The organism is Flavobacterium johnsoniae (assembly GCF_030388325.1).
Lineage (GTDB): Bacteria > Bacteroidota > Bacteroidia > Flavobacteriales > Flavobacteriaceae > Flavobacterium > Flavobacterium johnsoniae_C.
This window is the reverse complement of sequence record NZ_CP103794.1, coordinates 2,956,774-2,970,731: the sequence shown is the minus strand read 5'-3', so window position 1 is coordinate 2,970,731 and position 13,958 is coordinate 2,956,774. Positions and strand designations below refer to the sequence as shown.

Here is a 13,958-nt window from a genome sequence, read left to right as displayed (position 1 = left end):
GCCTCTAAGATTCTGAGGTTCTAAGGTTCTAAGTTTTTTTGAACCGCAAAGTTCGCAGAGTTTTTTAGACAAAGCTTTGCGAACTTTGCGTTTATATTAAGTTAAGCTTGGAATAAAAACCTTGCGTTCTTTGCGTTAAAAAAACAACGCAACAAAATTCAATTTTCAAAATTCTCCGAAAACTCGTATATTTGCGCGTAATTTAAACTTAGAGTATGACAAGGATAATTACGCTTTTCTGTATTTTTATAACACAAATCGGCTTTTCTCAATCGGCTGAGAATTATTTAGAAAAAATCAGAAATAATGAAGCTCTCTTAACAGCTTTTTTTCAACAAATGCCAAAAGGAGGCGATTTACACCACCATTTTTCAGGATCAGTTTACGCAGAACCGCTTTTAGAAAGAGCCATTGCAGAAGATTTTTACTTGAACTTAGAAACTATGGAAGTTTCTAAAACTAAACCTGAAAAAGGAAACTGGGAAAGCTTTACTTCTCTTAAAAACAAAGGAAAATTAGACTATTATCAACAACAAGTTATGCAGACTTGGTCGATTAAAGATTATAATGGTTCTGTACCTTCAGACGATCAGTTTTTTGATTCTTTTATGAAATTTGAACCTACAATTAAAGGTCATTTTGCAGAAGGAATGCTGGAACTAAAAAAACGTGCTATTGCAGAAAATGTTCTTTATCTCGAAACGCAATTGTCAACAATTCCGTGCGACATGAATGTTTCAGATTTGACTGATTTTAATAACAAATTACGTCAGGCAGCAAATCAAAAGGATGAAAAATCTGTTCTCAAACTTTTAGATGATTTATATAAATCTCTTGAGAAAAAAGAAGCAAAAAAGTACGCCAATGATTTCAATACTAATTTCCTAGCAAAACTTCATAAAGATTTAAAAATAGATGACGACAAATTTACAATGCGTTATCAGAACTTTGTGCTACGTTTTATGGAGCCTGTTGATTTATTCAAAAATCTAGTGATTGCTTTCATTTCGTCAAGCGAAAGTAAACTGACTGCAGGTGTAAACATCGTTTCTCCAGAACATGGCGAAAATTCTATGAAAGATTATTGGCTTCACATGGTAATGTTTAAATATTGCCACTCTAAATTTCCAAACGTAAAATACACACTTCACGCGGGCGAATTAACTTTAGGTTTGGTTCAACCAGAAGAATTGACTTGGCACATAAACGATGCTATTTATGTCGCTGGCGCAAATAGAATTGGTCACGGAGTGGATATTGCTTACGAGGCTAATTCGTATGATTTATTGAAATATATGGCTCAGAAAAACATACCGATTGAGATTAATTTGACCAGTAATGAATTCATTTTGAAAGTAAAAGAAAACAGACATCCGTTTACGCTTTATAAAGAATTTAATGTACCAATTGTAATCAGTACAGATGACGCGGGAATTTTAAGAAGCAATATGACAGAACAATATGTTTTATTAGCGAAAAGATATCCTGATGTTAATTACGAAACAATTAAAAAATACGTTTATAACAGCATCAATTACAGCTTCATTCAAGATGAATCGGTTAAAAAACAATTGATTAAAGATTTAGATAATCGTTTTAAAGCTTTTGAAACGAAATTTTCTAAAAATTAACAAAGCTTAAAAATACCTAGCAGATTTTTGAAACCTGTTAGGATAATTACCAATATACACTTGAAGATCATACAATTAGTTTTAGAACTTCTGAAGCATATTTAGAATGGAAAAAGATTTTGCATCATTATTATGAACTATTTCCAATTGTAGAACATTTCGAAACGGTTTTTGAAAATAAAAAAACGTAGCGCACAGATTTAAAAAAATAAGCTTTGTATTGAAAAATTAAACACATAGAAACATATATTTTATTATTCCTTTTTAAGATTACTAAAAAAGCAAGCTTTCACACATAGCTATGTGCATTTCAATTAGTGAAACGCCGTTTTAGACAAAGAGAAACTATGCCTCCATGTGTTTAATAAAATTCGTGCGAATTAGTATAATTCGAAACTAAAAATTTTAACCAATGAATATCAAACTTATAGCAATAGGCAAAACAGATAATAAATCGCTTCAAACTTTGATTGACGACTATACCAAGCGTTTATCATTTTACATCAAATTTGATTTGGAAATTATTCCTGACATCAAAAACGTAAAAAACTTATCTGAAAGTCAGCAAAAAGAAAAAGAAGGCGAATTAATTCTGTCTAAACTTTCAGCAACTGATCAATTGATTTTGTTGGATGAAAACGGAAAGACATTCTCAAGCGTTGGTTTTTCTGAAGAACTACAAAAGAAAATGAATTCGGGTGTTAAAACTTTAGTTTTCGTAATTGGCGGTCCTTACGGATTTTCTGAAACCGTTTACAAAAAAGCCCAAGGAAAAGTTTCGCTTTCGCTGATGACGTTCTCGCACCAAATGGTTCGTTTATTTTTTATCGAACAATTGTATAGAGGATTCACGATTTTAAGAAATGAACCTTATCATCATCAGTAACTTTTTGTTTCAGGTTTAAAGTTTCAAGTTAAAAAATGAATTCTACAGGAAGCACATCAAGATTGTGAGTTACATCTTTTTGAAGTAGAATTTTATATTGAATATAATCTTCATAACTCATTTCCTTATCAAATAGAAACACCAGATTTGGCACTTTTTCAAACTTTATGCTATAAAAATACTTTAATATTTCTGCTATTTTTATTTCCTTATTCCCCATAAAAACCTGTTGTTTTCCCTTTTTAAAGTAAACTACAAAACTTCCTGCTGTAGGTTTCTCCATTTTATAAAACACTTTCGTGAAAGGCAAAAAGGCTAGATTTTTCCCAATAGAATCTGCGTAAGAATAATAATTTTCGGCATTTTCATTTTTGTGGGCGCTATCTGCTCGCTTTTTTTCCTGCAATTTCATTACTTCTGGAATTACCAATTTTAAAGGCAGACGTTTGTCAATATTCAAAATCCAATTGGTCGAAATAATACTGCTTTTTCGATTTACATCTGCAATTGTATCTTTTCCTTCAACTTTGAAAAAGATATAAATTGGCGAAAGATCTTGCACATCTTTTACAATTGTGATGTTTGATTTTGGAAGTAAAACGTCTTCTTTTTTTCCGCAGGAGAAAAGTAGGAAAGCTATAATTAGGGTAAAGTATTTCATATTTTTAAAATTCATTTTACACAAAGTTTGTCATTTCGACGAAGGAGAAATCTTCGCAAGTAACTCGGCAATGAGAATCCATTCTTTGTCAATCTAGCAACGAAGATTTCTCCTTCGTCGAAATGACAAAACTGGCGATTTAAAAACTCATTTTATTAAACAAAGTAACACATTCCACAGCTTCTTTTACATCATGAACACGAAGAATTTTTGCGCCTTTTGTCAAAGCAATAGTATTTAAGAAAGTTGTTCCGTTTAAAGCTTCTTGCGGTGTAATATCGAGTGTTTTATAAATCATTGATTTTCTTGAAATTCCAGCTAAAACAGGCAATTCTAACAAATTAAAAAGCTCCATTTTTTGCATTACTTCATAATTTTGATCGGTTGTTTTGGCAAAACCGAAACCTGGATCCAAAATCAAATCATTGATTCCTAAAGCTCTTGCTTTTTTCACTTTTTCTGAGAAATAGAAAAGTATTTCTTTTAAAATATCATAATATTGCGTTAAACTCTGCATAGTTTGCGGATTACCACGCATGTGCATCATAATATACGGAACATTGTATTTTGCAATTACATCAAACATTTTACCGTCCAATTCTCCTGCTGCAATATCGTTTATAATCGCAGCGCCACTTTCTATGCTTGCTTTTGCAACTTCGGCTCTAAACGTGTCAATTGATAATAATGCTTTAGGGAAATGCTTTAGAATCAATTCTATAGCAGGAACAATACGGTCAATTTCTTCTTGTTCGGAAACAAATTCAGCACTTGGTTTGCTAGAATATGCGCCAATATCAATAAATGTAGCGCCCTCAGAAAGCATTTTATCTACTTGCGAAATAATTTCGTCTTCGTTTTTATATTTTCCTCCGTCAAAGAAAGAATTTGGTGTAACATTCAAAATTCCCATAACTTTCGGGAATGATAAATCTATAAGTTCACCTTTGCAATTAATTGTCATTGTTTGTTTTGTTTCAAGTTTCAAGTTTCAAGTTATCAGCATTAACACTTTGTTTAGAAAAAACTTGAAACAAAGAAAACCTGAAACTTGAAACTCTTAAAAAATTATCCTTATTTTTGAAGAAATTTTAGCAAATATACAGCATATAAATGAAGAATACTTCCCAAGAATTTGATAATGTTATCGCGGTTTGCCGTACGTTGTTTATCAATAAAATGACAGATTACGGCAGTGCATGGAGAATTTTAAGATTGCCATCGCTAACCGATCAAATTTTCATAAAAGCGCAACGAATTAGAAGTTTACAGGAAAATGATGTCCGTAAAGTTGATGAAGATGAAAAAGGAGAATTTATCGGAATCATCAATTATTCTATTATGGCTTTAATTCAGTTAGAATTGGGCGTTGTAGATCAGCCGGATCTTGACGTTGAAAAAGCAACTGAGTTGTATGATGCTAAAGTAAAATTGACTAAAGATTTGATGGAAGCCAAAAATCATGATTATGGCGAGGCATGGCGCGATATGCGTGTAAGTTCTTTAACTGATTTGATTTTGCAGAAAATTCTTCGCGTTAAGCAAATTGAAGACAATAAAGGAAAAACAATAGTTTCTGAAGGAATCGATGCAAATTATCAGGATATGATTAATTATTCTGTTTTTGCTTTAATTCTAGAACCTATCAAATAAATGTTTGTCACGAATTTCAAAAATTTTCAAGATTAATTTTTGAAATTTTAGGCGAAAAATAAAATCCCAAATAGATTTCTCATGAAAAACATTATTACTCAATTTTCCCGATTATTTGTCGGTGTATTATTTATCATTTCTGGATTAATTAAACTAAATGATCCTGTTGGATTCTCTTATAAATTAGCTGAATATTTTAGCGAACCAGTTTTCAACATGCCATTTTTAGAGCCTTTAGCTTTAGGTTTAGCAATCTTTTTGGTAATTCTGGAAGTAGTTTTAGGCGTAATGCTTTTAGTCGGTTACAAATCGAAACTAACCATTTGGGCTTTATTGCTTTTAATTATTTTCTTCACTTTCCTTACCTTCTACTCTGCTTATTTTGATGTCGTAAAAGATTGTGGATGTTTTGGAGACGCTTTACACTTAACGCCTTGGCAATCATTCACAAAAGATGTTGTTTTACTTTTCTTTATTTTGATTTTGTTCATCAATAAGAAATTAGTAAAACCATTATTTTCAAAAATGATTACTAATATCGTCGTATTAATCAGTATTGTTTTATGCGTTTTTATGGCGGTTTGGGTTTTAAACCATAATCCGATTAAAGATTTCCGTCCGTATAAAGTGGGAACAAATATTGAGAAAGGAATGGAAATTCCGGAAGGTGCGCCAAAATCGGTTGTAGAAATGATTTTTATCTACAAAGTAAATGGCGTTGACAAAGAATTCACAGAAAAAGATTTGATGAATATTCCAGAAGGCGCAACATTTGTTGACAGAAAAGACAAAGTGATTTCTGAAGGTTACGTACCGCCAATTCACGATTTTACAATGACAAAAGATGATTCTGATTACAAAGAAGAATTATTAAAAGAACCAAAATTATTGATTTTCGTTACTTACGATTTGAATTTATCAAATCCTGAAGGAATGAAAAAATTAGCAAAAGTTAGTGCCGATGCAAAAGCAAAAGGTTATAAAGTAATCGGAATGACGGCTTCTGGAGCTGAAGAAATTGCAAAAGCTAAAAAAGAATATGCTTTAGATCTTGATTTCTATTTCTGCGACGGAACAGCTTTAAAAACTGTCGAAAGAGCAAATCCAAGTATTGTTGTTGTTCATGACGGAACTATTGTTCAAAAAGTACATTATAATGATGTTGATGATTTGAAGTTGTAATTACTATTATATTACTCCAAAAAAGCTACAATTTAATTTGTAGCTTTTTTTTATGCTTTATCACTTCAAATCTGACGTTTTTTTCCTCTAAAAGTTATCCGTCAAATCAAAAAATTACTCTTTTTTTCGAATTCGAAAAGAATGGTTAAAAAAATTACCTGAATTTCTCCTCTACTATTACGATTTCATTCTTGTTTTTCTAACCAAAATTTAACTTATTGTTACAAAACAAACGAGTCTTCAAATTTTGTTAATCTCCATTTGGCTTTCAAATTGTTTGTTTAACTTTGTGAATTCAGTACTTAATTTTAAAAATAATTTATTTTACATATGAAACAAATTGCTTTAGTAGTAATTGCATTTATTACCTTTTCTTGTTCGCAAGCTCAAAAAACAGCTTTTTCTAAAGAAGCTTTAGCTGAAAAATTATTAGGAACAGACAATAGTCAAACCACTTTTAAAAACATCTTAAAAAAATACAAAGGAAAAACTTTGGTAATCGAAGTTTGGGCTTCTTGGTGTGGCGATTGCGTGAAAGCAATGCCAAAATTAAAAGAATTACAAGCCAATAATCCTGATGTTTCTTACTTATTTATTTCTGCTGATAAAACGGCTGAAAAATGGAAAGCAGGAATTGAAAAACACGAATTAAACAAAGGCGATCATTATATGATGAATGACGGAATGAAAGGTCTTTTCGGAAAAGCAATAGATTTAGACTGGATTCCTCGTTACATCATTGTGGATAAAAAAGGAAACATTACTCTTTACCGTGCTATCGAAACTGATTTTGCTAAAATCGACGAAACTTTAAAATCATTGAAATAATTTTCAATAAAAATATCAATGTCAAAATTCAATTACAATTGAATTTTGGCTTCTTCAAAAACAAAAAATTAAAAAATAATAAAAACTACCAAAATGAGAAAATCGATTGTTGCAGGAAACTGGAAAATGCATAAAAATGCAGCTCAAACTGAAGAATTATTAAACGAGTTAATTGCTAAAATTCCAGCAAAAACAAATGCACAAGTAATTGTGGCTCCAACTTTTGTAAACTTACAAGCTGCCGCTACAAAATTAAAAAACACAACTATTGGAGTTTCTGCTCAAAACGTTCACCAAGCTGAAGGCGGTGCTTTTACAGGAGAAATTTCTGCAGATATGTTAACTAGCATTGGTGTTAACACTGTAATTTTAGGTCACTCGGAACGTAGAGCTATTTTTCATGAAACTGACGCTTTAATCGCAAATAAAGTAGATACGGCTTTAAAACATGACATGACAGTTATTTTCTGTTTTGGAGAAGAATTAAAAGACCGTCAATCTGATAATCATTTCAATATTGTTGAAAACCAATTGCGTGATGGCGTTTTCCATATTGCAAAAGAATCTTGGTCTAAAGTTGTTTTAGCTTACGAACCAGTTTGGGCTATCGGAACAGGAGAAACTGCTTCGCCAGAACAAGCACAAGAAATGCACGAATTTATTAGAGAAACTATCCGTAAAGCTTTCGGAGCTGAAATCGCTGACGAAGTTTCTATTTTATACGGTGGTTCTGTAAAACCAGAAAATGCAAAAGAAATTTTCTCTAAACCAGACGTTGATGGTGGTTTAATTGGAGGTGCAGCTTTAAAAGCTGATGATTTCTTAGCTATCGTTACAGCTATCTAAATTTATTTTTAGCCACAGATTAAAAGGATTTTCACAGATTTTTTTAGTTCAATATTAAAATCATTTTAATCCTTTTAATCTGTGGCAAACCAAAATACAAAGTGATGCATTACGCATCGCTTTTTTTATGTTTAAATTATTCTTAAAATAAGAATGTTCTTTTAGATTTTTAGACAACTTCTACTTTCTATTCTTACCTTTGCAAAAATTTTTTATTTATGTCAAACATCTATTTAGGATATCATTTTACAATTGAACCAAAAGAATTGGGTTCGGAAATTTTAGTGGCAGAATTGGGCGAAAAAGCGTTTGAAAGTTTTACAGAAACTGAAAACGGAATTTCGGCTTTTGTGAAAAAGGATTTATGGGACGAGAATATTCTGGATGATATTTACATTTTGCAATCTGACGAATTTAAAATTGAATATACCATTGAAGAAATAGATCAGGTTAACTGGAACGAAGAATGGGAAAAAAACTTCGAACCAATTGATGTTGACGGAAAATGCCACGTTCGAGCTCCTTTTCACCCAAAAACAAATGCTGAATTTGATATTTTAATTGAACCAAAAATGAGTTTTGGAACTGGTCATCACGAAACGACTCACATGATGATTCAGCATTTATTAGAAATGGATGTGAAAGGTTTAAAAACACTTGATATGGGTTGCGGAACTGCAATTTTGGCTATTCTTGCCGAAATGAAAGGTGCTGAACCTATTGATGCAATTGACATAGACAATTGGTGTTATTTGAATTCTATTGAAAATGCTGAACGTAATAACTGTAAACATATAAGCGTTTATGAGGGCGATGCCGCTTTATTGGCTGGAAAAAAATACGATTTAATCATTGCCAACATCAACAGAAATATTTTATTGAATGATATGCAAGCTTATGTTGATGCTTTGAACCCAAAAGGAATTATTCTTTTTAGCGGTTTCTACGAAGAAGACATTCCATTTATAGATGCTTCTTGTGTTGAAAAAGGATTAACGTATGTTAAAAAGCTACAAAGAAACAACTGGGTATCATTAAAATACGTAAATTAGATAGAGTAATTACAAAGTACAAAAAACTAAATAAGATGAGTACTAAAGAAAAAGTAAGAGAAAAAGTCCGTGAGAAAGAAGCGGCTGTTTTTAATAACGAAATCATTATGTATAACGACGACGTTAATACATTTGACCACGTTATTGATACTTTAATGCGTGTTTGCGACCACACAGCAGAACAAGCAGAACAATGTTCCTTAATTGTACATTACAACGGAAAATGCACTGTAAAAACAGGTCCGATCGAAAAACTTAAACCACAATGTACACAACTTTTGGAAGCTGGGCTTAGCGCCGAAATTGTTTAATTGCAAATAATGTAAAAAACATTCTATTTTATTCTATATTTGAATGAAATAGAATGTTTTTTTTATGGAAGAATATGGAAAAATATTAATTATTGCAATGCCTATTTTTTTGACATTAATTATTATCGAAAAAATATATGGCATTTATAAAAAAAATGATACGGCTCCTCTTATCGACAGCGTATCAAGCATTAGTTCCGGAATTACTAATTCTGTCAAAGACGTTTTAGGATTAAGCATTACATTTCTTTCTTACGAATGGTTGGTTTCTAAAATTGCCTTACAGCATTTAGAAGCAAACGTTCTCTCCTATTTTATTGCCTTTTTTGTTATTGATTTCTACGGATATTGGAGTCACCGATTAGCACATCAAATTAATTTTCTTTGGAACAAACATGCGATTCATCATAGTAGTGAAGAGTTTAATTTGGCTTGCGCACTTCGTCAGCCAATTGCCAGTTTGGTTAATTTATTTACTTTTTTACTAATTCCAGCAGCATTACTTGGTGTTCCGGCTTCTGTTATTGCAATTACACTTCCTATACATTTATTTTTACAATTTTGGTATCATACCAAGCACATCAAAAAAATGGGTTTTGTTGAGCATATTTTGGTTACTCCTTCGCATCATCGGGTTCATCATGCCATAAATCCAGAATATTTGGACAAAAATCATTCACAAATTTTTATTTTTTGGGATAAGCTTTTTGGAACTTTTCAGGAAGAATTAGATGATGTTCCGCCTGTATTCGGAATTACAAGACCAGCTAATACTTGGAATCCGATTAAAATAAATTTTCAGCATTTAAGTCTATTAATTTCAGATGCTTGGCGCGCTCCAAAATGGAAAGACAAACTAACAATTTGGTTTAAACCAACAGGTTGGCGTCCAGAAAACTTTGAAGAAAAATATCCCGTAAACAAAATTGAAAATGTTTTTGATTTTGAAAAATATGGAACTCAAAACTCAGCAAAATTAATTTATTGGTCGGTCGTTCAAGTACTAATTACGTTATTATTTGTAAGCTATTTATTCGATAATATTGCTAAAATCGGACTTCCTAACATATTTGTTTATGGCTTTTTTATTTTCCTGACAATCTATAGCTACTCTGAATTAATGGACAAAAGTAAATTTGCTGTATTTTGGGAATCACTAAGATTAGGATTTGTAATTTGTATAATTACCTATTATGGCGATTGGTTCGGATTAAATCGCGTAATTCCAATTAGTAATTATATTATTTTTGCTTATCTGATTTTATCTTTTCTCGCAACAATTTATTTTGTACATTTTGAATTTAAAATCAAACAAAACCAATATATAAATTCATAACCCCTATTATGAGAAATTCTTACTTTTTCAAGATTTATATTGCGTTCAGTATAGTCTATTTAATCATTCTTTTGTCAGGTTTTGAGAGCTTTGATCTGTTTTTAAAGCCTATTTTAATACCTGTTATCGGGTTTGGCGCTTATTTTTACAGAAAATTTCCAACACAAAATACTTTGCTTGCCGCGCTTGTTTTTTCGTGGATTGGCGATGTTATCTTGCTTTTTAGCGATCTTGGCGAAACCTATTTTATTTTTGGTCTTTTAGCCTTTTTAACGGCACATATTCTTTACTGTGTTTTGTTTAATAAACAGAATAAAGTTAGAAAAAAGCAGAATAAAACGCTTTTTATTATTGGCAGCGTCCTGATTGCTTTATATCTTATCGGAATGGTTTCTTTTTTAATGCCACATTTAGGAGATCTTGAAATTCCTGTCAGTGTTTATGCTTCCATCATTTCAATTATGTTATTATTTGCTGTTAATGGACTTTTAGTTTGGGAAAAACCTGGAAATTATCTGGTTTTCTTTGGCGCACTTTGCTTCGTTGTTTCTGATAGTATTTTGGCTATAAATAAATTTTATGCTCCAATTCCAAAAAGCTCTTTTTTTATTATGCTGACTTATCTTCTGGCACAATATCTGATTGTAGTTGGTATTTTAAAACTAAATCCAAAGAAAACGCAAGAATAATTTACTTCTATTTATAACAACCAAACTCATGAAAAAAATTGCCTTTTTTATTGTCTTATTGCTTTCCGTAACTTCATGTGTAAGCACGAAATCAACTTTAAAAAATGTAGACGATAATGCTCCAGATTTAGTTCTAAAAAAAGACAATACTTTTGTCATTAACCAATTTGCGAAAGACAAAAAATACGGTTACGATCCTGATTATCCTGTAAATATATTTTTCCAAAATACTAATAATGAAGCTTTAAACGAATCTCGTTTTCTTAATGCCTTAGCCGGACCAAGTGGCGAAAAAATAACGTACACAAAATTAGAAACCTGTTGTCCGTTTCCGACCAAAAGAAGCAACATGGGAGCTGGATTTTTGAATGTTTATGAATTAAAATGGGAAGGTCAAAAAAAACCAATTAAACTTTATTTGAATGTTTACGAAAAAGGAATTTTAATGGTTCCGATGGGATTGAGATTGAAGCAGAATTAATTTTTATTTTTTGATTTATAATCAGCGAAAAAAATCAAAGTAAATATGAAATGTGAAATTCTTATAAACAATGAATCTATTGGAACTGTAGATTTTCAAGTTATCGATTTAACCATGGGAGCAATCTCTGGTATTTTAATCTGTAATGAAAACTATTATAAATACCAAAGTCAAATTAGAAAACAAACTTCAGAAACAGGAATTTCAAATTTATCCAATTTTAACTATAAAATTATAACTGAGAATAAAATTGAAATATTGGCACAAGGAGGAATTGGAATTATAGATTCAGAGAAGTTTAATGAATTGACTGCTGAATGTGCTGGAGTAAATTTATCACTTTTTGAAACTCAAAATTAACTTAATTTTTCGTAATTCCACGAAACTCCTAGCCCTGATAGAAGCGGAAATCCTTTTTTGAGAAAGCCTATTTTTTCTGGTCGTTGCAGAGCGACCAACGGAAGCTCCTGCAACGACCAAAGAAAAAAAGGATTTGGAGAAAAAGATTACCTCACAGGTAATTTATTTTAAGCGGAGTTCAGTGAACATTGTTTGAAGCGGATAGCAGGATTAGCTTCATAAAATAATCTTAAATCTTCATCTGAAACTCATAAATCATAACTACCTTTGCACTGTCAAAAAATCATATTATGAACATACAACATATTCCTCAAATTAAGCATACTGACAGCGGGAATTTCTTTTTATTGGCGGGGCCTTGTGCTATCGAAGGAGAAGAAATGGCGTTGAGAATTGCTGAAAAATTAGTTGGTATTACCGACAATCTTCAGATTCCTTATGTATTTAAAGGATCTTTCAAAAAAGCAAACCGTTCTAGAATTGATAGCTTTTCTGGGATTGGTGACGAAAAAGCATTAAAAATCTTAAGAAAAGTTTCAGAAACATTTCACGTTCCGACTGTTACAGATATTCACACTAACGAAGATGCCGACATGGCAGCTCAATATGTAGATGTTTTACAAATTCCTGCTTTCTTAGTTCGTCAGACAGATCTTGTTGTTGCTGCGGCAAACACTGGAAAAGTGGTAAACTTGAAGAAAGGGCAATTTATGAGTCCAGAAAGCATGAAACATGCTGTACAAAAAGTATTAGACTGTAATAACGAGAATGTTATGGTTACAGATCGCGGTACTATGTTTGGTTACCAAGACATGATTGTTGATTTTAGAGGAATTCCGACTATGCAACAATATGCGTCTACAGTTTTGGATGTTACGCATTCTTTACAACAGCCAAATCAAACTGCTGGAGTTACGGGCGGAAGACCAGATATGATCGAAACAGTAGCAAAAGCTGGTATTGCAGTTGGTGTTGACGGTATTTTTATCGAAACACATTTTGATCCAGCTAATGCAAAAAGTGATGGTGCAAATATGCTTCATTTAGACTATTTTGAAGGTTTAATGAACAAGTTAGTTGCTATCAGAAAAACGGTTAACGCATTTTAATTTATAATACTTAAGTTCTTTGAAAACAAAAATTTTATTTTTCTTACTGACTTGTGTTTCTTTAAACACATTTGCTCAGGAGGAAATTCCAGTACAAAAATACGCTGCGCACAATAAAGGAAAATTCTTTGTAATGTGGGGCGGAAACAGAGAAAGTTATTCTAAATCTGATGTGAATTTCAGAGGAAAGGATTACAACTTTACAGTTGAAAATATGGCAGCTCATGATAAACCAAAAGGCTGGCATGTTGATTACATTAATCCTGCTAACATGACTATTCCTCAAACTAATTTGAGATTAGGTTATTTTTTTAGCGATCATTATAGTGTTACAATTGGTGTTGACCACATGAAATATGTAATGTCACAAAATCAAATTGCAAATGTTAACGGAACTATTAATTTGCCAGCAAATGATCCTGGATCTATTTATAATGGCGAGTACAATAACAGACCTGTAGACATGTCGCAAGGCGGAGCTAAAGAAGGTGGATATGATAATGGTGAAATTCCTGCAAATGGTCCTGCATTTTTAATGTATGAGCATACTGATGGTTTGAACTACATTAATACTGAAGTTGCCAGATTTGATGATATTTCAAAATGGTTCGGATTGCCTAATATTGATAAAGTTCAGATTAACTTAACTGAAGGATTAGGAGCTGGTATTTTATATCCAAAAACAAACACTACTCTTTTAGGAAAAGAACGTCATGATGATTTTCACGTTTCTGGTTATGGTGTTTCTGCGAAAGCTGGTTTAAACATTACCTTTTTTAAACATTTTTATGTTCAAGGCGAGTTAAAAGGTGGTTATATAAATATGCCAGATATTAAAACCACAACAAGCAATGAAGATAAAGCTTCTCAGCATTTTACTTACTTTCAGCGAATTATTGCTGTTGGAGGCATCTTTAGAATCTAATATTTGCT

General features: G+C 31.7%; 16 protein-coding genes. 14 read left to right on the top strand and 2 right to left on the bottom strand.

Annotated elements, in window-relative coordinates:
* Nucleotides 1-215 precede the first annotated feature (215 nt).
* Both NYQ10_RS12935 and rlmH read left to right on the top strand, forming a co-directional pair.
* Nucleotides 216-1,631 carry an adenosine deaminase gene (locus NYQ10_RS12935; protein WP_289876741.1) on the top strand — a complete coding sequence of 472 codons (1,416 nt, stop codon included), beginning with the start codon at nucleotides 216-218 and terminating at the stop codon, nucleotides 1,629-1,631.
* Nucleotides 1,632-2,043: 412 nt separating this feature from the next.
* Entirely contained in the window at nucleotides 2,044-2,517 is a 474-nt protein-coding gene (gene rlmH / locus NYQ10_RS12930; RefSeq protein ID WP_035648259.1) for a 23S rRNA (pseudouridine(1915)-N(3))-methyltransferase RlmH, read from the top strand.
* Between the two features lie 28 nt (nucleotides 2,518-2,545).
* On the opposite strand, the gene NYQ10_RS12925 is transcribed toward rlmH, so the two are convergent.
* Nucleotides 2,546-3,178 carry a hypothetical protein gene (locus NYQ10_RS12925; protein ID WP_289876740.1) on the bottom strand — a complete coding sequence of 211 codons (633 nt, stop codon included), beginning with the start codon at nucleotides 3,176-3,178 and terminating at the stop codon, nucleotides 2,546-2,548.
* A gap of 139 nt (nucleotides 3,179-3,317) precedes the next feature.
* On the bottom strand, nucleotides 3,318-4,142 hold the full coding sequence (folP, locus tag NYQ10_RS12920) for a dihydropteroate synthase (RefSeq protein ID WP_289876739.1): 825 nt from the start codon (nucleotides 4,140-4,142) through the stop codon (nucleotides 3,318-3,320).
* A 149-nt stretch (nucleotides 4,143-4,291) separates the two neighbouring features.
* Here folP and NYQ10_RS12915 point away from each other — a divergent pair, with 149 nt between their 5' ends.
* The 12 genes from NYQ10_RS12915 (at nucleotide 4,292) to NYQ10_RS12860 (ending at nucleotide 13,950) form a co-directional block, all read left to right on the top strand.
* Nucleotides 4,292-4,831 carry a DUF1599 domain-containing protein gene (locus NYQ10_RS12915; protein WP_289876737.1) on the top strand — a complete coding sequence of 180 codons (540 nt, stop codon included), beginning with the start codon at nucleotides 4,292-4,294 and terminating at the stop codon, nucleotides 4,829-4,831.
* An 81-nt stretch (nucleotides 4,832-4,912) separates the two neighbouring features.
* The gene (locus NYQ10_RS12910; RefSeq protein WP_289876736.1) at nucleotides 4,913-6,013 is read left to right on the top strand and encodes a BT_3928 family protein; all 1,101 of its coding nucleotides are present in this window, start codon (nucleotides 4,913-4,915) and stop codon (nucleotides 6,011-6,013) included.
* A 330-nt stretch (nucleotides 6,014-6,343) separates the two neighbouring features.
* Nucleotides 6,344-6,841 (top strand): TlpA family protein disulfide reductase, encoded by a 498-nt coding sequence (locus NYQ10_RS12905; RefSeq protein WP_289876735.1) that lies wholly within the window; start codon nucleotides 6,344-6,346, stop codon nucleotides 6,839-6,841.
* A 93-nt stretch (nucleotides 6,842-6,934) separates the two neighbouring features.
* Nucleotides 6,935-7,687 carry a triose-phosphate isomerase gene (gene tpiA / locus NYQ10_RS12900; protein WP_289876734.1) on the top strand — a complete coding sequence of 251 codons (753 nt, stop codon included), beginning with the start codon at nucleotides 6,935-6,937 and terminating at the stop codon, nucleotides 7,685-7,687.
* 218 nt (nucleotides 7,688-7,905) lie between these two features.
* Entirely contained in the window at nucleotides 7,906-8,739 is an 834-nt protein-coding gene (prmA, locus tag NYQ10_RS12895) for a 50S ribosomal protein L11 methyltransferase (RefSeq protein ID WP_289876733.1), read from the top strand.
* 35 nt (nucleotides 8,740-8,774) lie between these two features.
* Nucleotides 8,775-9,050, top strand: coding sequence for an ATP-dependent Clp protease adaptor ClpS (locus NYQ10_RS12890; RefSeq protein WP_012025489.1), 276 nt, complete (start codon nucleotides 8,775-8,777; stop codon nucleotides 9,048-9,050).
* A 64-nt stretch (nucleotides 9,051-9,114) separates the two neighbouring features.
* The gene (locus NYQ10_RS12885) at nucleotides 9,115-10,386 is read left to right on the top strand and encodes a sterol desaturase family protein (RefSeq protein ID WP_289876732.1); all 1,272 of its coding nucleotides are present in this window, start codon (nucleotides 9,115-9,117) and stop codon (nucleotides 10,384-10,386) included.
* Between the two features lie 8 nt (nucleotides 10,387-10,394).
* Complete coding sequence (locus NYQ10_RS12880; RefSeq protein ID WP_289876731.1) at nucleotides 10,395-11,075, top strand: lysoplasmalogenase; 681 nt, start codon at nucleotides 10,395-10,397, stop codon at nucleotides 11,073-11,075.
* 28 nt (nucleotides 11,076-11,103) lie between these two features.
* Nucleotides 11,104-11,556 (top strand): 2-dehydro-3-deoxyphosphooctonate aldolase, encoded by a 453-nt coding sequence (locus NYQ10_RS12875; protein ID WP_289876730.1) that lies wholly within the window; start codon nucleotides 11,104-11,106, stop codon nucleotides 11,554-11,556.
* 45 nt (nucleotides 11,557-11,601) lie between these two features.
* Complete coding sequence (locus NYQ10_RS12870) at nucleotides 11,602-11,916, top strand: hypothetical protein (protein WP_289876729.1); 315 nt, start codon at nucleotides 11,602-11,604, stop codon at nucleotides 11,914-11,916.
* 290 nt (nucleotides 11,917-12,206) lie between these two features.
* On the top strand, nucleotides 12,207-13,025 hold the full coding sequence (kdsA, locus tag NYQ10_RS12865; RefSeq protein WP_184163646.1) for a 3-deoxy-8-phosphooctulonate synthase: 819 nt from the start codon (nucleotides 12,207-12,209) through the stop codon (nucleotides 13,023-13,025).
* A 19-nt stretch (nucleotides 13,026-13,044) separates the two neighbouring features.
* Nucleotides 13,045-13,950 (top strand): hypothetical protein, encoded by a 906-nt coding sequence (locus tag NYQ10_RS12860; RefSeq protein ID WP_289876728.1) that lies wholly within the window; start codon nucleotides 13,045-13,047, stop codon nucleotides 13,948-13,950.
* Nucleotides 13,951-13,958: the final 8 nt, after the last annotated feature.

Bases quoted from the DNA above. Each gene is read 5' to 3' on its own strand.
- NYQ10_RS12905 (WP_289876735.1), top strand. From the start codon at position 6,344: ATGAAACAAATTGCTTTAGTAGTAATTGCATTTATTACCTTTTCTTGT.
- kdsA (WP_184163646.1), top strand. From the start codon at position 12,207: ATGAACATACAACATATTCCTCAAATTAAGCATACTGACAGCGGGAAT.
- tpiA (WP_289876734.1), top strand. From the start codon at position 6,935: ATGAGAAAATCGATTGTTGCAGGAAACTGGAAAATGCATAAAAATGCA.
- NYQ10_RS12875 (WP_289876730.1), top strand. From the start codon at position 11,104: ATGAAAAAAATTGCCTTTTTTATTGTCTTATTGCTTTCCGTAACTTCA.
- NYQ10_RS12880 (WP_289876731.1), top strand. From the start codon at position 10,395: ATGAGAAATTCTTACTTTTTCAAGATTTATATTGCGTTCAGTATAGTC.
- rlmH (WP_035648259.1), top strand. From the start codon at position 2,044: ATGAATATCAAACTTATAGCAATAGGCAAAACAGATAATAAATCGCTT.
- NYQ10_RS12885 (WP_289876732.1), top strand. From the start codon at position 9,115: ATGGAAGAATATGGAAAAATATTAATTATTGCAATGCCTATTTTTTTG.
- NYQ10_RS12915 (WP_289876737.1), top strand. From the start codon at position 4,292: ATGAAGAATACTTCCCAAGAATTTGATAATGTTATCGCGGTTTGCCGT.
- folP (WP_289876739.1), bottom strand. From the start codon at position 4,142: ATGACAATTAATTGCAAAGGTGAACTTATAGATTTATCATTCCCGAAA.
- prmA (WP_289876733.1), top strand. From the start codon at position 7,906: ATGTCAAACATCTATTTAGGATATCATTTTACAATTGAACCAAAAGAA.
- NYQ10_RS12935 (WP_289876741.1), top strand. From the start codon at position 216: ATGACAAGGATAATTACGCTTTTCTGTATTTTTATAACACAAATCGGC.
- NYQ10_RS12870 (WP_289876729.1), top strand. From the start codon at position 11,602: ATGAAATGTGAAATTCTTATAAACAATGAATCTATTGGAACTGTAGAT.
- NYQ10_RS12910 (WP_289876736.1), top strand. From the start codon at position 4,913: ATGAAAAACATTATTACTCAATTTTCCCGATTATTTGTCGGTGTATTA.
- NYQ10_RS12890 (WP_012025489.1), top strand. From the start codon at position 8,775: ATGAGTACTAAAGAAAAAGTAAGAGAAAAAGTCCGTGAGAAAGAAGCG.
- NYQ10_RS12925 (WP_289876740.1), bottom strand. From the start codon at position 3,178: ATGAAATACTTTACCCTAATTATAGCTTTCCTACTTTTCTCCTGCGGA.